The following is a 21648-nucleotide window of genomic DNA, read 5'->3' on the forward strand; positions in this document are numbered from 1 at the left end:
TTATTTCGGGCTTTTTTCCCGATTTTTATTTAACAAAAATTCGCCGTTAAATTGCCTAAATTTTATACATTTCCAAATACTTCTCAGCAGATTTTTCCCAAGAAAAATCGAAGTTCATATTAGACTGTACGAGGTTTTTCATGAAATCTTTCTGGTAATAAATATGCAGCGCGCGGTGAACGGCATGCACAGCAGAATCGGCGTTGGCTTCAGTAAAATTCAAGCCGCTGCCGCCAGTGGAAACATCTTCTACAGTGTCGCGTAAACCGCCGGTGTAACGCACAATCGGCACCGTTCCGTAGCGCATTGCATACATTTGGTTGAGTCCGCACGGTTCTACGCGTGACGGCATCAAAAGAAAGTCGGAGGAAGCGTAAATTAAGTGTGACAGAGATTCTTTATAACCCAATTCCAGCGCGAAATTCGAGAAATGATAAGACAATCCGGAAAGCTGATGTTCGATATTTTTATCGCCGGAACCGAGAATCATGATGTTCACCGCACCGAAAGTTTCCTGAATACTTTTTCGCACAATTTCAGGTAAAAGATCTGCTCCCTTTTCAATGGCAAAACGCCCGATAAAGGAAATAAGCGGCAAGTCGGGATTTAAACCATATTCTTCGCACAGCGCTTTTTTATTTTGAAATTTTCCGTGTGCGGCAGTTTGTTTTCCGTAATTAAAATCCAGAAAAGCATCGGTCTGGGGATCCCAAACTTCGGTGTCGATGCCATTAATAATACCAAAAGCTTTGGCGTGTTCGTGCTGAACAAGAGTTTCTAAACCGCGGAAATTATGGTAAAGTTCCGCCAGATAACCAACAGAAACCGCGTTGAAAGCATGGCAACATTTAATCATCGTCGCCAAAGGATTTAGCAAACCATCCCAATCGAGCAAGCCACGTTTTGTACCGTCAAACCACGGAAAAAACTTTGCCATTTCCCAGGTCATCTGACCTTGATATTCGCCATTGTGAATGGTTCCGATGGTTTTTATACCTTTTAAAAACGAAAATTCCGGGCAATGTTCCACCATAAAAGGCACCAGACCCGTGTGGTAATCGTGGCAATGCAAAACATCCGGCCGGATTTTCATCTGTGACAGCCAATGCAAAACACCGTGCTGAAAAGCCAGAAACTGCTGACTTTCATCCCAATAACCGTACGGATTGTCACGGTCTAAAAGCCCAGGAATTTTTACGAGATAAAGATCAAAACCTAAAACTTTGGATTTTTCTTTCAGGATATTAACCTCCAAAGTCTGGTCATATTCATGAATCCAACCGGTAAAAACCGTTTCAAACTGATTTTCGTGCGCAAAAGGTTTGTTGTACCACGGCATGATGACGCTTGCTTCCACATCTTCAATTTGATTCTGATATTTCGGTAAAGCTCCCACCACATCTGCCAGACCTCCAACTTTGGCAACGGGATAACATTCGATAGAGAGGTGGAAAATCTTCATAAAAGTACAAGCTGAATTTTTTTTGACGTCTAAAATCAGTTTTTTTCCGGTTTATCCAATTCCGGATTTCCTGCTGTTTTAGCAGGTAAAATTTGCTTTAAAATAACACCGGCCAAAGGCGGTAATTCTAAAATTATAGAATTTGGTCTGAACATCCATTCATCATCCATTTCGTCTAAAATGGTTGCCTGCACGCCGCTTCCGCCGTATTTTTCATCATCAGAATTCAACACGACTTCCCAGTTTGTTCCTTCATTTATACCGATTTTGTACGGATAAACATGTGGTTTAAGATTTAGTACAACCATCATGACCTCAGCTTCCGCTTTCGCTTTTCGCAAATAAATATAAACGGAATTGTTGTCGTCATTGGCTTCTACCCATTCGAAACCTTCGGGTGAAAAATTGTTTTCATAAAGAGCAGTTTCGGTGCGGTAAAGGTGATTGAGGTCGTTAACCAAAGTCTGCATTCCTTTGTGCAGCGGATATTCCAGCAAATGCCAATCTAAACTGTTTCGGAATTTCCATTCGCCCGTTTGAGCAAATTCATTTCCCATAAAGAGCAGTTTTGCTCCCGGATTGGTGAACATATGTAAAAATAACGCCCGTAAATTGGCAAATTTTTGCCATTCGTCGCCGGGCATTTTGTAAATCAAACTTGCTTTGCCGTGCACGACTTCATCGTGGGAAAGCGGCATCATGTAATTTTCATTGAAAATATAAACCGAGCCAAAAGTAAGTTTATTATGCTCATATTTCCGGTTCGACGGTTCTTCCTTAAAATAATCCAGCGCGTCATGCATCCAACCCATCATCCATTTCATACCGAAACCAACGCCACCGTCGTGCACAGGTTTTGTAAGCATCGGGAAATCTGAACTTTCTTCCGCAATGGTCATTATATCGGGATAAGCGCCGTACACAGCTTTATTGAAATCCTGCAGAAAAGCTTTCGCTTCCAGGTTGATATTTCCACCGTATATATTAGGTTCCCACTCACCTTCATTTCGGGAATAGTCCAGATAAAGCATTGACGTAACAGCATCTACACGCAGACCATCAGCGTGATAACGGTCAAGCCAAAACATGGCGTTGCTGATGAGGAAAGATTTTACTTCAGGCCGCCCGTAATTAAAAATATAAGATTTCCAGTCAGGATGAAAACCTTTTCGCGGATCTTCGTGTTCGTACAAAAAAGTGCCGTCGAAAAAATGAAGACCATTGGCATCACCCGGAAAATGAGACGGAACCCAATCCAGAAAAACACCGATATCGTTGCGGTGCAGTTCGTTAATTAAAAACATTAAATCCTGCGGCGAACCGAAACGCGAAGTTGCCGCAAAAAAACCGGTCACCTGATATCCCCAGCTCGGATCATACGGATACTCCATCACCGGCATAAATTCTACGTGCGTAAAACCCATTTTTTTGATGTAGGGCACCAGTCTTTCCGCAATTTCACGATAGCTGAAAAACCGGTCGGGATCGTCGGTGCCGCGCATCCAGGAGGCTAAATGCATTTCGTAAACCGAAATCGGCGCTTCTAAAGAATTTTTTTCAGCGCGGTTTTTAAGCCAGTTTTTATCAGTCCAGTCGAAATAAGTGGTTGAAATCAGCGAGCTTGCCTGAACATTTTGTTCCCAGCTCAGCGCAAAAGGATCGCCTTTTTCCAGCAAAATATCATCTTTGGTGCGAATACCGTATTTGTAAGTATCACCCCAGTTCAAACCTTTGATAAAACCTTCCCAAATGCCGGAACTGTCCCAGCGCGGAAACAAACGGTGCGTTTCAGAGTTCCATTCATTAAAATCGCCGATTACCGAAACCTCTTTCGCAAATGGCGCCCACACAGCAAAATATACGCCTTCAACACCATCGACATTTACAGAATGTGACCCAAATTTTTCATACAAACGGTAATGCGTTCCTTCCCTAAAAAGATAAATATCATCATCGGTGAACAGGGAATAAGGAAGTACATTTTCCATGACAAAAGAATTTTGAAAGGTTATTTTCAGCTGAAACAGGAGCTTTTTGGTACAACATTAATTGCACCATCAAATATATCTAAAAAAAAGGAGCTTTTTGAGCAAAAAAAGCGAAATTTTAACCTCGCTCGTTTACAGATTTTTCTCTTCTTTCACCTCGCGCCACTCGTTATCCTTCAGTTTAGCTTCAATTTTTTCAGCTTTTAAATTCTGTCTCAACAAGCCGAAAAGCGTCATGTACAAATTGGCGACCAGCACAAGTGCGAAAAAAGAAATGAGGTAACCGCGCCAGTCATCAAACAGAAGTTGATATTTGGTAATAATCAGAAAAATTGCCGTCACATAATGGCTGAAGCAATATTCGCAGGTGAAAAGGTAAAAGAATTTCCTTTTTAAAAGCGTGTCGGAATTTTTCGATTTTTCCACGCAAAATTCCCGCGGTTCACGGAAAATTTCTTCATGGGTAACGGTCCACGCGACACACGCGATGGGAATTGCAAGCACAAAAAGCCAAACAAGCTGCGATAAAAGTTCTGCCATGTTTTTTTCGGTGTTAAATGATGGTTTTTTTTATTTTAGTGAAGCACCAATTATTGTGCAAAAGATTTACACTAAAAAAATTCCGGCTTAAAACGGTGTTTTTTTTTGGTTTTGCAAAACCGAAAATTTAGGGCAAAAAGCAGGTATTTTCTGTGAAATATAAATTTCTTATTTTTAGGGAAATTTTTAATAATGAATAGAAAAAATATTTTGCTTTCGGCAATACTTTTTCCGGCTGTGATGGCTTTTGCGCAACAGTACGGTGGAATGTGGATTCCGACGGAGCTTAATGAGAAGGAAATGAAAGATTTAGGAATGAAAATTTCTGCTAAAGATATTTTCGATCCTTCAAAACCGAGTATTAAAGATGCCGTTGTGCAGTTTAATGGAGGTTGTACCGCCGAAATTATTTCACCACAAGGTTTGCTTTTAACCAATCACCACTGTGGTTACGGTCAAATTCAAAAGCATTCTTCGGTAGAACACGATTATTTGACCGACGGTTTCTGGGCTAAAGATATGAACGGTGAATTACCAAATCCGGGCGTAACTGTAGATTTTATTGCGGACATTAAAGAAGTTACAGGACAGGTTTTGGCAGGAACGCAAAATCTTGAAGGAAAAGCTTCGGAAGACCTCATCAATAAAAATCTCGAAAAAGTAAAAGCTGGTTTTAAGCTGGAACCGTGGCAAAAAGTGGTCATAAAACCGGTGTATTACGGAAATAAATATTACGCGTATATCATTGAAACTTACAAAGATATCCGTTTGGTAGGCGCGCCGCCAAGCTCCATTGGTAAATTTGGTTCCGACACCGATAACTGGGTTTGGCCAAGACATACCGGAGATTTTTCGATGTTCCGAATTTACGCCGACAAAAACAACAAACCTGCGGAATATTCCAAAGACAACATTCCGTACAAACCGAAATATTTCCTGCCGGTTTCCATTAAAGACAAGCAGGAAAACGACTTTACTTTCGTTTTTGGCTTTCCGGGCAGAACGACCGAATATTTACCGGCAATTGCGGTAGAAAAAATCATGACCGAAATTGATCCTGCAATGATTTCCGTTCGCGAAGTTGCGCTGAAAACGCTGAATGAAAAAATGCGTACCGACAACGAAACGCGCATTAAATATGCTTCAAAATACGCCTCTGTAGCCAATTACTGGAAAAAATGGATTGGTGAAGTGGAAGGTTTGAAAAAATCTGACGCGGTTGGTAAAAAACAGAAATATGAACAATCGTTGATCGCGAAAAATCCTCAGATTAAATCCACCATCGATCAGCTGAACCAATTGTACACCGAGCAAGCGCCGTACGCTTTGAACCGCGCTTATTATTCTGAAGTTACGCGAAATGCGGAAACTTTGGCATTGGCGAATCATTTCCTGAATTTCATTCAAACGTATGAAGCAGGAAAAATGACGGATCAGGCGATGACTGCTTTCAAAAACAGATTAACGAATATTTACAAAGATTACAGCGGCGAGCTCGATGCTAAAGTAACTGCAGAATTATTGGCGCTTTATGCGGCAAAAACTCCGGAAAAATTCCTTCCGAATAATTTCAGCCAGCTAAAAGATGTCAACCGAAATCTCGAAATCGTGGAAGGTTGGTCTAAAAACTCGGTGGTTACGGGACGCGGAAGCATTAACGGTGCGACTACAATTTCGAACATCGATAAGGTATTTGAAAACCCGAAAGAGCTTATTAAAAATCTGAAAAATGATCCGATTATCCAGTGGGCCTCTGCAATGCGCGAAGCTTATATGACGACAACTGACGGAAAATACGCGGAACTTCAGACAAAAATCGATGCCTTGCAAACGAAGTTTATGACGCAGCAAATGGCAACCGACAAAGACCGAAAATTCTTTCCGGATGCGAACTCTACTTTGCGTGTAACTTACGGTCAGGTGAAAGGTTCGAACCCGAGAGACGCAGTATACTACGGCTACCAGACGCATCTTGAAGGTGTGATGGAAAAATATGTGCCTGGAGATTATGAATTTGACGTACCGAAAAAGTTGGTGAATTTATACAACGCGAAAGACTATGGCGTTTACAAAGACAAAACCGGCGATGTTCCGGTGAACTTTACCGCGACAAACCATACAACCGGTGGAAATTCCGGAAGTCCGGCGCTTGATGCGAACGGAAATTTAATCGGACTGAATTTCGACAGACAATGGGAAGGAACGATGAGTGACATTAATTTCGACCCCCGTTTCAGCCGAAATATTATGGTTGACACCAAATATATTCTGTTCATCGTAGATAAATACGCTGATGCCAAATGGCTTTTAAAGGAAATGAAAATTGTAAAATAAACCGTTTCCACATTTTAATAAAACCTCGAAGTTTTTCTTCGAGGTTTTTTTTCGGCCTTAAATGACCAGATTTTGGCAAAAAAAATTCCGGAAAATAATCCGGAATCGGGGTTTTCATCACTATCAGTTTGTGTTTTTTGTGCAATATCTAAAAAGATAACTCTACTGCCTTACAAACTTCGGCAAAATAAAAGTTACGGCTCCAGCGTAAAACGCCCAAAGTTTTCAAGTGAAATCACCCATTTTATAATTTTGAAAAAAAGCCGCTTTTAACGGCTAATTTTTTTATTCTAATACCCGAAAATTTCTTCCAAAGTTAGCTCTTGAAAATCACCTAAACCTTTCAATGCCGTAAAATCCAGATTTTCCTTTTTACCTAAAATAGCGGTATTGTATTGCAGCGGTTTCATTTGGGTATTATAAAAACCCGTCAAATCTTCGAGAGTTAAATTCTGAATTTCCTGATACATATCTTTCCGGATATCATAGTCAATTCCTAATTTTTTCAGGTTTAAACGGTTAAAAAATATATTCGTCCGGTTAATTCTTCCTGCACCAATTTGCTTTAAAGCAGAATTTTTTGCGTTTTGAAACTGCGCCGGAATTTGTGGTAAATCTGCCATTAATTCTTCCATCGCGTTCACCGCTTCCGCCAATTTATCGGCTTGTGTTCCGATGTAAGTGGTGATATAATCCGGATGATTCAGCTCGCCGTTCGCGGAATAGGAAACATAAGCGGAATACGCTAAACTTTTGCTTTCGCGAATTTCCTGAAAAACGATTGATGAGAGACCGCGGCCAAAATATTCATTAAAAACATTTACTTTTCCAAAGTTTCGGATGTTCACGTTCGGGCCTTTTGCAACCCTACTGATTTCGGTTTGAACCATGTCGTAGCTCGTGAAATACACTTTATTTTCTGTCGGCGGTTCCGGATAAATTTTTCTTTCCGGAATTGGCAAAGCTGCTTTTTCCACAAACGGTTGAACGTACTCTTTAAAGTTCGAAAAATCTTCACCATAGAAGAAAATTTCGTACGGCATTTTAAGCAAATTCTTCATTTTTTCGGTCATTTCCACTGAATCTATCGCTCTCAATTCAGCTTCGGATAAAACATCCGAAAAGCGCGAATTTTTACCGTATTTCGCGTAATTACTCAGCGCGGTCATAATGCGGTCTTTATTTTTTTTCGCAACCTGGCGGCTTTCCAAAATGGTTTCAACATTTTTTTCATAAACCTCCTGATCAGGTTTCGCGTTTTGCAGCCAGTTTTTTAAAAGTTCGATTCCCGCCGCCATATTTTCTTCCAAACCACTTAAAGAAATTTGAAGCTGATCTTTCGATGTTCGGAAATCATTGCTGATTCCCAGTTTGAAAAACTCTTCTTTAAGCGCTTCAGCACTTAAATTTTGAGTTCCCAGATACTGTAAAACCTGCGTCGCTAAAACCAATTTTTTATCGTGATCGCTGCCAAACGGAAAAATAAAATGCACCTGCGCGATATTGTTGTATTTGTTTTTTACAAAACTTACCGTTTTGTCACCTATTTTTTCAGTTAAAATTGAAGCGTTATAATCAATAAAATTCGGCTCAATTTCCGCAGATTTTTCCTGAAGAAGTTCTTTAAGGAAATCAGACTGAACATCGCGGTTCAGCTTTATCGGCGTAATTCCGGGATTTTCAACGCGCACTAATTTGTCATTAATGCCTTTTTCTTTTCTAATGACCACATAATTATCAAGAAAAAATTCCTTGGCAAAATCCACGATTTGCGCTTTTGTAATCTGCTCGTATTCGTTGATTTCGTTCAGTTCTTCTTCCCAAGTCGTGTCGTTGATGTAAATTCCGTACAAAGCAGTTGCAAGACCGTCGGCGGTTTCAAACATTTTCATGCGCTGGATTTTCATGTCGTTGATGATCGCCGGAATCAGCCAATCTTCGAAATCACCTTTTTTAACCAACTCGATCTGGTCCAGCAAAAGCTGTTTTGCTTCGTCTAAAGTCTGGTCATTTTTCGGAACAATAATCAGCGAAAAGCTGCCGTAATTTTTAAAAGCCATATCGAAAGCCATCGCGCGCAGCGCTTTTTGACTTTGGTTGATGTTGATGTCAATTAAACCGGTTTCACCAGAATTGCTTAAAATATTCGCGACCATGTTCGCTAACCGCGAATTTTCGGTTCCTGCGGAATCGCTGCGCCACGCGAGATGCAGCCGTTCCGCGGACGGACTTTTCACCACTCTTTCTACAACTTCGGTGAGCGGATCTTCTTCTATTTTTTCTTTTTTCGGCAATTCTTTATATTCGAAACTCCCGAAATATTGATCGATGAGCGCAATTGATTTTTCGAAATCTAAATCTCCGACCAAAACCATTGCGTAATTATTGGGCACATAATATTCATCAAAATATTTGTGAATTGCGCGCATCGACGGGTTTTTCAGATGTTCAGGTTTCCCAATGGTAGTTTGCTGCCCGTTCGGATGATTTGGGAACAGCGCGTCCATCATTTCGTAGTTTACCAGTCGCGCGTCATTGTCTTGTGCGCGGTTAAACTCTTCATAAACCGATTCCAGTTCGGTGTGAAACAAACGCAAGGTAAGTTCGGAAAAACGCTCTTTTTCAACTTTCAGCCATTTTTCCAGCTCGTTACTCGGGATATTATTTTTATAAACCGTTTCGTCAAGCCACGTATGTGCGTTTGTTCCCGAAGCACCAAGCGAAGAAATGGCTTTGTCATATTCATTCGCAATAGCATATTTGCTGGCTTGCTGTGAAATTTCATCGATTTTACGGTAGATGACTTTCTTTTTTTCGGGATCATTTTCAGCTTTATGCTGCTCGTAAAGTGCCGCGATTTCATCCAAAAGCGGTTTTTCCTTTTCCCAGTCGGCGCTCGCTAGTTTCGATGTTCCTTTAAACATCATATGTTCCAGGTAATGCGCCAAACCGGTATTGTCCGCAGGATCGTTATTGCTGCCGGTACGCACGGGAATATAGGTTTGGATTTTCGGTGCGTCGTCATTTTTCGCGAGAAAAACCTTCAAACCATTTTTTAAAGTATAAATGCGTACACCGTTTTTATCGTTGCTAACCGTTTCGTAAAAATTACCTGCTTTATCGGTTAATTTTATGGTTTTATATTCCGGTGTGCTGTTGCTGTTTTCAAACATAAGTTGTTTTCGTTAATTTTATTTCTGCTTATTTTAAAAATTAAAATTTTGGGCTAAATAAGCGGTAATTTTTTGATTTTTTAAAACCAAAAAACGCGCTGTATTTGTTGTCATTTTTTGGTGAAACAAATGCGGCGCGCTTTTTATGATAAAAGAAATTTTACATCGGTAAATGCGGTCTCAGCATATTTTCCGGATCTAAAATCTCGTTAATTCTTTCTTCGGAAAGAATGCCGCGTTCCAGTACCAAATCATACACGCTTCTACCCGTTTCCAAAGCTTCTTTGGCAATTTCGGTGGAGTTTTTATAGCCGATATAAGGATTTAAAGCAGTAACAATTCCAATAGAATTTCGCACCATATTTAAGCAGACATCTTTATTTGCGGTGATTCCGGTGATGCATTTTTCGCGCAGCGTATCCAAAGCATTTCCAAGGAAATTGATGCTTTCCATAATGGAATGTGAAAGCACAGGTTCCATTACATTTAATTGCAATTGTCCGGCTTCTGCCGCGAAAGTTACAGTAAGATCATTTCCGATTACTTTGTAACACACTTGATTCACAACTTCCGGAATAACTGGATTAACTTTTCCGGGCATAATTGAAGAACCGGGCTGCATCGGCGGCAAGTTAATTTCAAAAAAACCTGCTCTTGGGCCGGAAGAAAGTAAACGCAAATCGTTGCAAATCTTCGAAAGTTTGACGGCCAATCTCTTCAACGCGGAAGAATAAATGACGTAAGAACCGGTATCCGGAGTAGCTTCAACCAAATTCGGGGCAGAAACTATGGCGCGACCGGTGATTTGAGCCAAGTTTTTAGCACACAGATTCGCGTAACCGACCGGCGCGTTAAGTCCCGTACCGATTGCCGTTGCGCCCATATTAATTTCAACGAAAAGATTGGCGTTGTTATTCAGTTTTGAAATATCTTCTTCTAAAGTTGCTGCAAAGGCTTCAAATTCCTGACCTAAACTCATCGGAACCGCATCCTGCAGCTGTGTTCGTCCCATTTTAATGACGGAAGAAAATTCTTTTCCTTTTTCACGGAAAGCCGCAACGATTTTTACCAGTTTTTTCACCAGTTCGGCATTCATCGCCAGCAAAGCCATTTTCAGCGCCGTTGGGTAAGCATCGTTGGTTGACTGTGAAAGATTGATGTGGTCGTTCGGTGAACAGTAGCTGTACTCGCCTTTCTGGTGGCCTAATTTTTCGATGACGCGGTTTGCGATGACTTCATTGGCGTTCATATTCACCGAAGTTCCGGCGCCGCCCTGAATCATATCAATCGGGAATTCTTCGTGCAGATTGCCGGAAATAATTTCGTCGCAGGTTTCGGCGATGGCGAGGTACAAATTTTCGTCCAGCAAGCCCAGTTCGTAATTGGTTTTTGCGGCAGCTTTTTTCACCGCAGCCAAGGCGTTGATCATATGAGGATACGAAGAAAGTTTTTGGCCGGAAATCTTGAAGTTCTCAATTGCGCGCTGCGTTTGCACTCCGTAATAGGCGCTAACAGGAACATTTAAAGGACCTAACAAATCACTTTCTATTCTGAAATCTTCCATAATTTTTGAAAAGTTTTAATTTTCTTTTTTTATTAAAATTGTATTTATTCTGCCGCTTTTAAGCTTCAGAAATTTGCAAAAAAAGGGTTATTTAACCGGATATTTTTGGTTTAAAGCCTGCAGGATCGCCCAGGTTTCAGCATCCATTAAACCATTATAATTCTGCGGACGGAAATGGTACTGGAAAGCTTCCACGGTTTTTTTCGTGGCGTCATCATACGTTCCGTTTGGTAAAATATCGTAACCGAAATTTTTCAGCGCCGTTTGAATTTTAAAAACAAAAGACGGAACCGTCATCTGCAGCGCATAATCTTCTAAAACCGCGGTGTCGTAAAAAACCTGCTTTGCTCCTTCATCATACCACATTCCGATCTGATGTTCTTCGTAAAGCTGTTTCCATGGAAATTTCGGTCCCGGATCGGACTTTCTGGTCGGTGCAATATCGGAATGTGCTAAAATATTAGTCGGCGGAATCATATAACGCGTGGCGATATCTTTTACCAAAGCTGCAATTTTCTGAACCTGTGACGGCGAAAAATCAGGAAACACTTTAGTTCCGGAAGAATCCACTTTATAACCACTGTTTACGATTTCAATACCAATCGAGGTATCGTTTAAACTTTTATCGTTTCTCCAGGCGCTGATTCCGGCGTGGTATGCGCGTTTATTTTCGTCCACCAACTGGTAAATTTCGCGGTCGTTCTGGTCATTAACCAGGTAATGTGCGCTTACACTTTGCTGGGTTAGCACCGTAACTGATTTATCCTCGTCTAAAGCCGTATAATGTAAGATGATATATTTTTGGCGAAAATTCTGTGCTATAGCAGGGAAAAAAGTCTTCACCACTTTATAGCGTTGCGGTTCTGCCGAAACGATGGAACCGTAACTGATGGTATTATCATTTTTAGTGATATCAGCGATATTATCCCGAAAAAAATCTTCACCACTCTCGCGGTGAATTTTTGGTCTTGGCGGCGCTTCTGCGGTCTTTGCCGGTGCGAATTTGGGTAATGTGGGCTTTGTTTGAACATTCTGTGGAGTTTTTTGTGTTCCACACGAAATTATTAAAAAACCTAAGGATATGAAAGCTAACGAATTACGCATAAATTTCTTTATAATTTGAATTTAGAGGTAAAAATACGAATATTTTTTAGGAAAAATCTTTGGATTATTACTAAAACTCTTTTATATTTGCACTCGCAATTACAGAAAAGAAGCTCTTTAAAAAATTGCAAAGGAGAGTTGCCTGAGAGGCCGAAAGGACATGTTTGCTAAACATGCGTACTGGAAACGGTACCAAGGGTTCGAATCCCTTACTCTCCGCAACAACTGCCAAAAAAATTACTCGGGGCGTAGCGTAGTCCGGTCATCGCGCCTGGTTTGGGACCAGGAGGTCGCAGGTTCGAATCCTGCCGCCCCGACTTTATAGAAAGCACGAAGGTGTTTTCTTTTTTTAAAACTCAGTTTTCCCAAGACGGAGTTTGAAATCACCCAGTTTTGGGTATGTAGTGAAAATGAAAAAATACCCGTTTTAGCGGCAAATTTTCAACTTTACGAAACACAATGTTAGGGTGCGTAGCTCAGCTGGATAGAGCATCTGCCTTCTAAGCAGACGGTCACAGGTTCGAATCCTGTCGCGCTCACAAAAAGACTGAGATATTTCTCGGTCTTTTTTGTTTTAAACCTCTCCCACTATTCCAGAAAAATTTGCCGCTATTTAGGCAAAAAATTTAAAATCATCCTGCATTAATTTACTGCGCGGGATTTCCTAAATTTGCACCAAATCATTCACCTTCCATGTCTTTAGAAATCATCAATCTGACTAAAAAATTTGGCGACCAAACCGCGCTGAAAAATATCAATATTAATATCAATACCACTGAAATCATTGGACTTTTAGGCCCAAACGGTGCCGGAAAATCAACTTTAATGAAATCCATCGTAGGTGCTTTAAAAATTGATGAAGGACAGATTTTATTCAATGGAACTGATATCACCGAAAAGGAAATTGAGGTGAAAAAAAACATGGGCTTTTTGCCGGAAAATAATCCGCTTTATAACGATATGTACATTAAAGAATATCTGGCTTTCGTGGCGGATATTCATAAAATAAGTGCTGACCGAATTGATGAAGTTATCGATTTGGTGGGAATTACACCCGAAAAATCAAAGAAAATTTCGCAGCTTTCCAAAGGTTTTAAACAAAGAGTTGGTCTTGCGCAGGCGATTTTGCATTCACCGGATTTGCTGATTTTAGATGAACCAACAAACGGTTTGGATCCGAATCAAATCATTGAGATCAGAAACGTTATTAAAGAAATCGGACAGGAAAAAACGGTGATTTTGTCCACGCATATTATGCAGGAAGTAGAAGCACTTTGCTCGCGCGTCATTCTGATTCACCAGGGAAAAATCATCCAGGATTCGTCGATCGACGAGTTTAAAGGAAAATATTCAAGCCTGGAAGAAGCTTTTTCAAACTATACAAATTAAAAAAAAACCTCAAAAAAACAGATTATTTTTTGAGGTTTTTCAATGGGATTTTTAAAGTTTTTCCAGATTGTCGGTTAAAGTTCCGAGGAAATTGTTCAAAGGTTTTTCCACCATCATTTTGATAAAAGGATTAAATTTTCCTTCAAATAAAAGTTGAACTTCGGTTTGGTTTTCATTGATCGGGTTCATTACGCCGGTTAAAGAAAAATCCAGGCTGGAACTGGCGGATTTTAAAACAACCTGCTTTTCACTCACCTCATCAATTTTCAAAGCAATTTCCGGCATGCCTTTCAGACCGAATTTAAAGCCGTCTCCACGCGCTTCAAAATTCTGCAAAGTCTCCGGCATTAAGCTGCGGTAATCCTCTGGATTTTTTAACATTTGCACCAGTTCGGCGGCAGATTTATTTACAATTATCTTACGTCCTTCTAAATTCATTTTTATATTTTTGTATTATTAAAGCCCTACAAATGTATAAAGTTTTTGTGAATGAAAAAAAATTAACGATTAGTAAATATCCCGGTGATATTGAAAAAAAGTTAAGATTTGAGGGCTTTGCTACCCTTGAGATTGCGGTGGATCTGCTGGAAAATACCTCATGTCCGGAACTGAATATTTACGGCGACGAGATTGAGGAAATCTGGGAAGATTTTACGCATATGTTCAAGGTAATTGAAGCCGCCGGCGGTATTGTTCACAACAGCAAAAAGGAAATTCTGTTTATCCGACGACTCGGAAAATGGGATTTGGCGAAAGGCAAAATCGAAAAAGGTGAATCGCTTGAACAGGCCGCATTGCGCGAAATTGAAGAAGAAACCGGCCTGAAGGAACTTATTTTAGAAGAATTTCTCAACACCACTTTTCACATTTATACTGAACGAAATGGCGACCGTATTCTGAAAACAACGTATTGGTTTTTGGTAGAATATGTAGGCGAGGCAGAACCTGTTCCACAAACTGAAGAAGGCATTTCTGAAGTCTGCTGGAAAAACGAAGAGGAAATAAAAAGTACGGTTCTGGGAAATACCTTCCAGAATATCAAACTGATTTTAAATCAATACTGGAGTTTAAATTAAACGATAAAATTCAGCACTTTTTCTAACGCAATTCCGCGCGAACCTTTTAGCAAAATATTTTCCGAGCTAATTGGGGCTTTTTTTACGTTTTCACTTAATTCTGCTGCGTTTACGTACGCGTTAACAGTTCTATTTACACTTTGAAATATCGGCCCGACGGTAATAATTTCATCAAAATCAAGACTTTCCGCGAAGGCTAAAATTTTGCTGTGTTCCGAGGTTGATTCTTCACCTAATTCCAACATATCGCCGATTATTATCGTTTTAGTACCATTGAATTTCGCAAAGTTTTTCAGCGATTCCACCATCGAACTTGGGTTCGCGTTGTAGGTGTCTAAAACTAAAATTTTACCGTTTTTCTCTACGATTTGAGACCGCATGTTGGTCGGTGTATAATTTTCAATTGCCGTTTTTATGTGGTCTAAATTTACTCCGAAATGAAAACCTAAAGCTACCGCCGCGCATAAGTTTGTAAAGTTATAATCGCCGGTAAGTTTGGAAAGCAGCGTGTTTTCACCATATTTAAAACCGACAAAATTGTTCGAGGAATAAGGTTCGAAATAGTAATCGGACGCTTCTAAACCGAAAGTAATTTTTGTTTCATAATCAGCGGTTTTTTCCGCCTGTAAAGCATCTTTTTCGTTGACAAGAATGGTTTGTTTTTCAGCTTTTAAATAGGAATATAATTCAGATTTTCCTTTAATTACACCTTCAAAACCGCCAAAACCTTCCAAATGTGCTTTGCCAAAATTGGTAATGTAACCGATATTCGGCTGCGCCAAAGTACACAGAAACTCAATTTCCTTTTGATGATTTGCGCCCATTTCAATTACCGCCACTTCATGCTCCGGTTTTATTGATAAAATCGTTAATGGAACACCGATGTGATTGTTGAGATTTCCCGAAGTGTATTGCACTTTGAACTTTTGAGAAAGCACTGCGTGAATAAGCTCTTTAGTCGTGGTTTTCCCGTTGCTGCCGGTTAATCCGATGATTGGAATTTTAAGCTGGTTTCTGTGGTAAACTGCCAATTCCTGTAAAAACTGCAGCGTGGACGGAACGTGGAAAATATTTTTTTCCGGATCTGCATATTTTTCATCTTCCACAATTACCGCTAGCGCGCCTTTTTGAATGCTTTCTTCTGCCTTTAGCGCCGCATTGTAGGTTTCCCCGGAAAAAGCAAAAAAGAGGTCATTTAGCTCGATATTTCTGCTGTCGATTGTTACTTTGTTGCACTGTAAAAATAGCGGGTAAAAGGTGGCTGCATTCATAGGGCACAAAAATAAAAAAATCCCTCTGTAAAAGAGGGATTTTATATAAAATAAACAAATTATTATCGTTTTGTTCTTCCTTTAGAATTTGATTTAGCATCCTGCGCTACGCGGAAACCAATCCAACCGTACGCTTTTGCTTCATCGCGGTATCTTCTTTGTCCCGGATCAAGCCAGTAAGCTGCATCCAACCATGAGCCACCTTTTACAACACGTACATCGTTAGAAACGCGTGTAGTTCTCATTTTATCGTCTTTTTCTACGATAACACGACCACGGTCATCAACAAAGAATCTTTTCTGTTTCGAGTTGTACATATTATAACCAATAGTAGAACTGTCTTCTTCTCTACCGTAGCCAGCGTCCAATGAAGATTGGAAATCACCGTCTCTATAGTTTTTGCTGTCCGCAACAACTTCTCTTTCAAATTGGCCAGGCAAACCTTTGTAAATCAAACGGCCGTCAGCTAAAGTATCGAATTTCACGTCTTCGATTTTTTTGATGGAACCGTCTTCATTTTTCACTACTTCGCGCGTTACATTTCCTCGGAAATAATTGAAGTCACTCGCTTCCTCGTCGATAATTGGTCTGTACACGTCGGCAGTCCATTCAGAAACGTTACCGAACATGCCGTAAATACCTAAGTTATTTGAAGGATATTGTTTAACGTCAGCAGTTGTTGGCGAACCGTCGTTTTTCCAGCCAGCAACGCCTGAATAATCACCACGTCCCTGTTTGAAATTTTCAAGATACATTCCTTTATTTCTACCTTTTTTACCTTTCAATTTTTGAATTTCAGGCTGTTTGTTGGTATAAAGGTTATATTCTCTTTCTTTTTGCATTCCAAGAGCGGCAAATTCCCACTCAACTTCTGTTGGTAAACGGAATTTTGTTACAATACTTGCATTTGCATTTCTATTCGCGGCTAAAATTCGCTCGTTGCTGGTTTTAATACCGGTTTTCTGTTTCAATCTTTCCTGGTTCAGGTAAGCATCCATTTCTGGATCGCTGCTTTTGAATTTATCAATATTGAAAGCAGATGCACCTTGGTTATTTGCATCGTTTAGGTACAAATCTTTTGAAATAACACCTTGATCCATCAAAGTTTTTTCTGCAGCACGGTCAGTTAACCAATCACAATATCGTGAAGCTTGTAACCATGAAACCCCTACTACAGGATAGTAGTCAAATTCAGGTGAACGGAAATAAGTTTCCGCAAAATCATTACGGGAAAGTTCATTATTCCAAACCAAAGTATCAGGTAAAGCTCCTGCGTAAATATCTTTGTAACTCGGATCAGATGGTGGAAAAACAAATTTCAGCCATGTAGTATATTCGCGGTATTCGTAATTCGTAATTTCGGTTTCACCTAGGAAGAAAGAACTAACCTGCATTCTTTTTGGAGTATTGTTCCAGTCATGCATTACATCATCTTTTACCAAGCCCATGGTAAAGGTACCACCTTCCACATAAACCATTCCGGGCCATCCTTTCTGCTTTTGTTGTTTGCCTGTGAAAAACCAACCTTTTTGATCGTTCGGTTTCCAGCCAGTTTTACTTGTAAAACGTTTAGTCCCACCGCCTTTTTTAGTATTACCGCCTCCGCAGCTTACTAAAAGCATGGTAGAAGTCATCGCCATTAATGAAAACAACTTTATTTTGTTCATAGTCCTTTTTAAATTTATCAATGCACAAAGAAATAGAAATTATTTAAAAAATCAAATTCTCAATTGCTTTTTTTTTGGAAAACGCAAACAAATTAATTTTATTGCATCACCACGCTATTTATAATTTTTTGTTTAATTTGTAGCAGGTAAACAAACAGCTGATGAAACGCTTTTTAACTCTATTTCTAATCTTTCTGTGGAATGCTGCAATTTTTTCACAAACGGTTAAAATATCTTGGGTGGGAAGTACAATTTTAGATTACGGCAGCGAAAAATTTACCGTTCCCTTTTTTACCGATAAAGGCTTTTCTTATGAAAATGCAAGCATTGCCTATCGGCTGTCGCAGCCTTTTACCGAAACAACGAAAAAAATCACCAATTTTTCCTGGGAAAAAATTTCCAGTAAAGATTTATTCGACATTCAGTTTTACAGCTTACCAACTGAAAATAAATCTGATATCAGCAATTACACCAATCCATATTCTCAGGAAAAAACTACAAATTTTCGGGTAGAAACGTTAAAATATGAAAATGGAAATATTTACCGCCTGACTTCTTTTCAAATTACTGAGGAAGCCAACAGTGAAAAATATGCCGTTACATCGGCAAATTTTTTAAATTCGGAAAACCCGCTGAAATCCGGCACGTTCTATAAAATCAAGGTTGATAAATCGGGTATATTTAAAATAACTTCGAAATTTCTGCGTGACAACGGTATAAATATTTCCTCTTTTAATCTTAAAAATTTCCGGATTTACGGTAACGGCGGTGTGATGTTGCCAGAAAACAACCGCGATTTCCGATATGACCGACTTCAGGAAAACGCAATTCAGGTTGTAGGCGAAACCGATGGCGTCTGGAACGAAGAAGATTACGCGCTTTTTTATGCACAGGGACCGCACGGTTTTAACCTCTATAAAACCTCACCGAACACCGCTTACAATGCAAACAAACGCATTGAAACCCGCACCGATGCTTCCGCGAACGTTATTAATATTTACGAAGATTTCGCCTATTATTATATTAATTTTGACAAAGGCGTCGGCAAAAGAATTCAGATTTCAGATGAAGAATTGGGCGGTGAAACAATTACGCGTTATGATGCTTTCCAATACCTCAACGAAGAAAAATTCAACCTGATGAAAATCGGGCGCATCTGGACTGGCGATGCTTTTACCGGTAACAAATCAGTGAGCTTCACTACCAATTCATTGATTCAGCCGACCGACGTAATTAAATACCGCAGTCGTGTTATCGGTTTTCAATCACCCGGAAATAAAATTTCCATCAACATCAATAACCAAAATGAGCGTTCGTTTTCGCTTTCTTCCAGTGACAGAAGGCAGTTTGCGCCGATAATTTATTCCGGAACAGTAACAAACCTGCAGGGAAACCAGCTTACTTTCAATTATACACCCGACACTTCCAGCAATCCAAATGGTAAATTTTATTTCGACTATGCTGAAGTTCAGTATAAGGAAGATTTAAAATTTAACAATACCCAAATGAATTTCCGCAGCTTCGATATTGAAGCCGGAAGTGCAAAAAAATATACCTTCAACCTCACCGATGCAGGGGCTTTAGATCAAATCTGGGATGTTTCGGACCTGACCAATGCGGTTAAAAAAACAAACAAAAGCGCGGGTTCAAATTTTAATTTTGCCTACACCGCCAACAATCACCAGTTTTCGAATGAGTTTGTAGCTTTCAAAAATTCCGAGGCATTTAGCCCTTTTTTTGTCGGAAAGATTGAAAACCAGGATTTAACAAATCTTCAGAATAACGATTATTTGATGCTAACTGTGCCGGAAATGACTGCGCAGGCGCAGCGTTTAGCAAAAACTTACGAAGGACAATATAATGTTGCGGTGGTTGATATAAATAAGGTTTACAATGAGTTCAGCAGCGGAAGCAAAGACATTACAGGTATCCGCGATTTTGTAACAAAGCTGAACACTGGAAAAAAACTGAAATATGTTTTTCTCCTCGGCGATACTTCCTATGATTTCCGAGGAAAAACTTATCCGGGATCTGATATCGTTCCAAGTCATCAAAGTGAAGAAAGCGGAAATTATTCCGATTCTTTCGTTACGGATGATTATTTCGTGATGACAAGCCCGCAGTCCACAACTTCTACTTCCCTGTCGTCAACGCTTCCTGATTTACCGATCGGACGCTTGCCTGCCGCAAATGTTGCCGAAGCACAGCTTCTTATCGACAAAACTTTAGCTTATAAAAATGCTCTGCCGGGACAGTCCACGCCGTTTGGTGAATGGCGCATGAAACTTGATTTCGTGGTTGATGACGACGCGGACAATGGCACACCGTTTCACAACACCATGAATGCTTCTTTGGTAAATGTTTTTGAAAAAGGCCAGCGAAGTGAATATAATGTCCGGAAATTATATCTCGATGCTTTTCCCGCTGAAAATTCCGCGGGCGGTCAGCGTTATCCGCAGGTAAACCAAGCCATTTCAAATGATGTCGGGAACAGTCTTTATCTCTTCTATTTTGGTCATGGCGGGATTAATGGTTGGGCGCAGGAACGCGTTTTAACCATCGATCAAATCCAGAATTTCAGCAACTTCAATAATGTGTATTCGCGCTTTCCTTTGGTTTCTACCATCACGTGCGAGTTTACGCTTTGGGATGATCCCGGAACTTTTTCTGCCGGTGAACAGGTGATAAAATTAAAGCGTGGTGGCGCGGCTACCATGATTACCTCGAGCCGCGCGATTGGTGTAAACTACGGTGAAGAATTCACCACCATCTTCACCAAACATATTTTCGAGCTTAAAAACGATGATTTTTTAAATTTAGGTGATTCTTTTTTACAGGCGAAAATTGAAAAAGGACCGTCATCCGACCATTTAAAAGTAAATTTTTTGGGTGATCCTGCGTCAAAATTAAGCCGCCCGGAAAGGTTAATCGCTATCGATAATATAGATTCGCCAGTGAAAGATAAAATCCGCGCGCTGGATTTTGTAAAAGTTAACGGACATATCAAAAAAGCTGACGGAAGTATCGACACCAATTTCAATGGCAGAGTGGCGGTAAATATTTTCGACAAAAAGCTTCAAAAGAAAACACTGAACAACGATGGCAGCCCGCTTTTAACACCGGTTCTGACCTATACCGAAGAAGGCAGCCCGATTGTGAAATCTTCGGGAATCGCAAAAAATGGTGCTTTTAGCGTCGAATTTTATGTGCCGAAAGACATTAACTATGAAGACGGAAACGGCAGAATGTTGGTGTATGCAGACAACAAACAATTCGATGTTTTTGAAAATCAAACTCAGAAAATCGGTGGAATTAATCCGGCGAGCATTAATGATCAGGATCCTCCGAAAGTCCAATTATTCATGAACAATACCAATTTCGCCGATGGCGGAATTACCGACCAAAACCCGCTTTTCTTAGCGTGCATTACCGATAATACCGGAATAAATTCAACCGGCGCAGGAATTGGCCATGATGTAACGGTAATTTTGGACGGAAAAATTATCGAAACAGTGGTTTTAAATGATTTTTATTTTTCCGGTGATGGCAATGGCTGCACAAACCCGTCACTTTCGGATTATCAGAAAGGAAATGTGAGTTATCCTTTCCGTAATTTGGAACCCGGAAATCATCAACTTACGTTTAAAGTCTGGGACATCAACAATAATTCCACCACCACTACGTTAAACTTTATAGTTAACGACGAAGCCGAGCAGAAATTAATTGTTAACAAACTCTTAAATTGGCCTAATCCTTTCACTAACAAAACATATGTTCAGTTTGAGCATAATTGCGACGATCTTTTAGATGTTAATGTGCAGATTTACACCATAACCGGCAAGTTGGTCCGAACTTTGAGTAACGTGGTGACCGCAGAACCGTTTTTACAGGGTTTCAGAACACCAAGAACGGCAATTGAATGGGACGGCAGAGATGATTTTGGTGATGCGGTAGGAAAAGGAACTTATATATTTAAAATTTTCGCGCGGAGCCAAAACCAGGACAAATGTAAGGGCAGCGCCACCGCGGTAGAAAAAATGGTTTTATTGAAGTAAAAAAGACATTTAAAAAAATAAACTA

13 protein-coding genes and 3 tRNA genes are annotated in these 21648 nt (G+C 40.0%); 7 read left to right on the forward strand and 9 right to left on the reverse strand.

Annotation, left to right across the window (positions count from 1 at the left end; genetic code table 11):
* Positions 1 to 55 precede the first annotated feature (55 nt).
* The 3 genes from BMZ55_RS04250 to BMZ55_RS04260 all read right to left on the reverse strand — a co-directional run bounded on the left by BMZ55_RS04250 (position 56) and on the right by BMZ55_RS04260 (position 3990).
* A complete protein-coding gene (locus BMZ55_RS04250) occupies positions 56 to 1462 on the reverse strand; it encodes a glycogen synthase (protein ID WP_089818934.1) in 1407 nt (468 codons plus the stop codon).
* Between the two features lie 35 nt (positions 1463 to 1497).
* The gene (glgB, locus tag BMZ55_RS04255; RefSeq protein WP_089818935.1) at positions 1498 to 3450 is read right to left on the reverse strand and encodes a 1,4-alpha-glucan branching protein GlgB; all 1953 of its coding nucleotides are present in this window, start codon (positions 3448 to 3450) and stop codon (positions 1498 to 1500) included.
* A 132-nt stretch (positions 3451 to 3582) separates the two neighbouring features.
* Positions 3583 to 3990: a hypothetical protein gene (locus tag BMZ55_RS04260; protein WP_089818937.1), complete on the reverse strand. Its 408-nt coding sequence runs from the start codon at positions 3988 to 3990 to the stop codon at positions 3583 to 3585.
* 192 nt (positions 3991 to 4182) lie between these two features.
* Between BMZ55_RS04260 and BMZ55_RS04265 the strand changes: the two genes are divergently transcribed.
* A complete protein-coding gene (locus BMZ55_RS04265) occupies positions 4183 to 6324 on the forward strand; it encodes a S46 family peptidase (RefSeq protein WP_089818939.1) in 2142 nt (713 codons plus the stop codon).
* Between the two features lie 290 nt (positions 6325 to 6614).
* Here the strand turns inward: BMZ55_RS04265 and BMZ55_RS04270 are convergent, their stop codons facing one another.
* The 3 genes from BMZ55_RS04270 to BMZ55_RS04280 form a co-directional block, all read right to left on the reverse strand.
* Positions 6615 to 9497 (reverse strand): M16 family metallopeptidase, encoded by a 2883-nt coding sequence (locus BMZ55_RS04270; RefSeq protein WP_089818941.1) that lies wholly within the window; start codon positions 9495 to 9497, stop codon positions 6615 to 6617.
* Between the two features lie 160 nt (positions 9498 to 9657).
* Positions 9658 to 11061: an aspartate ammonia-lyase gene (gene aspA, locus BMZ55_RS04275; protein WP_089818943.1), complete on the reverse strand. Its 1404-nt coding sequence runs from the start codon at positions 11059 to 11061 to the stop codon at positions 9658 to 9660.
* A gap of 87 nt (positions 11062 to 11148) precedes the next feature.
* A complete protein-coding gene (locus BMZ55_RS04280; RefSeq protein ID WP_089818945.1) occupies positions 11149 to 12165 on the reverse strand; it encodes an N-acetylmuramoyl-L-alanine amidase in 1017 nt (338 codons plus the stop codon).
* Positions 12166 to 12297: 132 nt separating this feature from the next.
* Here BMZ55_RS04280 and BMZ55_RS04285 point away from each other — a divergent pair.
* The 4 genes from BMZ55_RS04285 (at position 12298) to BMZ55_RS04300 (ending at position 13554) form a co-directional block, all read left to right on the forward strand.
* A tRNA-Ser gene (locus BMZ55_RS04285) sits at positions 12298 to 12384 on the forward strand.
* Positions 12385 to 12407: 23 nt separating this feature from the next.
* Positions 12408 to 12482: transfer RNA gene (locus BMZ55_RS04290), tRNA-Pro, on the forward strand.
* A 148-nt stretch (positions 12483 to 12630) separates the two neighbouring features.
* Positions 12631 to 12704, forward strand: a tRNA-Arg gene (locus BMZ55_RS04295).
* 154 nt (positions 12705 to 12858) lie between these two features.
* Complete coding sequence (locus tag BMZ55_RS04300; protein WP_089818947.1) at positions 12859 to 13554, forward strand: ABC transporter ATP-binding protein; 696 nt, start codon at positions 12859 to 12861, stop codon at positions 13552 to 13554.
* A gap of 51 nt (positions 13555 to 13605) precedes the next feature.
* On the opposite strand, the gene BMZ55_RS04305 is transcribed toward BMZ55_RS04300, so the two are convergent.
* Complete coding sequence (locus BMZ55_RS04305; RefSeq protein WP_039343848.1) at positions 13606 to 13992, reverse strand: hypothetical protein; 387 nt, start codon at positions 13990 to 13992, stop codon at positions 13606 to 13608.
* A 32-nt stretch (positions 13993 to 14024) separates the two neighbouring features.
* Here BMZ55_RS04305 and BMZ55_RS04310 point away from each other — a divergent pair, with 32 nt between their 5' ends.
* On the forward strand, positions 14025 to 14630 hold the full coding sequence (locus BMZ55_RS04310; protein WP_089818949.1) for an NUDIX hydrolase: 606 nt from the start codon (positions 14025 to 14027) through the stop codon (positions 14628 to 14630).
* On the opposite strand, the gene BMZ55_RS04315 is transcribed toward BMZ55_RS04310, so the two are convergent.
* Positions 14627 to 15901 carry a UDP-N-acetylmuramoyl-tripeptide--D-alanyl-D-alanine ligase gene (locus BMZ55_RS04315; protein ID WP_089818951.1) on the reverse strand — a complete coding sequence of 425 codons (1275 nt, stop codon included), beginning with the start codon at positions 15899 to 15901 and terminating at the stop codon, positions 14627 to 14629. The two genes, BMZ55_RS04310 and BMZ55_RS04315, sit on opposite strands and share 4 nt — an antisense overlap.
* A 62-nt stretch (positions 15902 to 15963) precedes the next feature.
* Complete coding sequence (gldJ, locus tag BMZ55_RS04320; RefSeq protein WP_039343845.1) at positions 15964 to 17568, reverse strand: gliding motility lipoprotein GldJ; 1605 nt, start codon at positions 17566 to 17568, stop codon at positions 15964 to 15966.
* Positions 17569 to 17729: 161 nt separating this feature from the next.
* Here gldJ and porU point away from each other — a divergent pair, with 161 nt between their 5' ends.
* Entirely contained in the window at positions 17730 to 21623 is a 3894-nt protein-coding gene (gene porU, locus BMZ55_RS04325) for a type IX secretion system sortase PorU (protein WP_089818953.1), read from the forward strand.
* Positions 21624 to 21648 lie beyond the last annotated feature (25 nt).

The sequence above is a fragment of the Kaistella treverensis genome, assembly GCF_900114045.1.
GTDB classification, from domain to species: Bacteria; Bacteroidota; Bacteroidia; order Flavobacteriales; family Weeksellaceae; genus Kaistella; species Kaistella treverensis.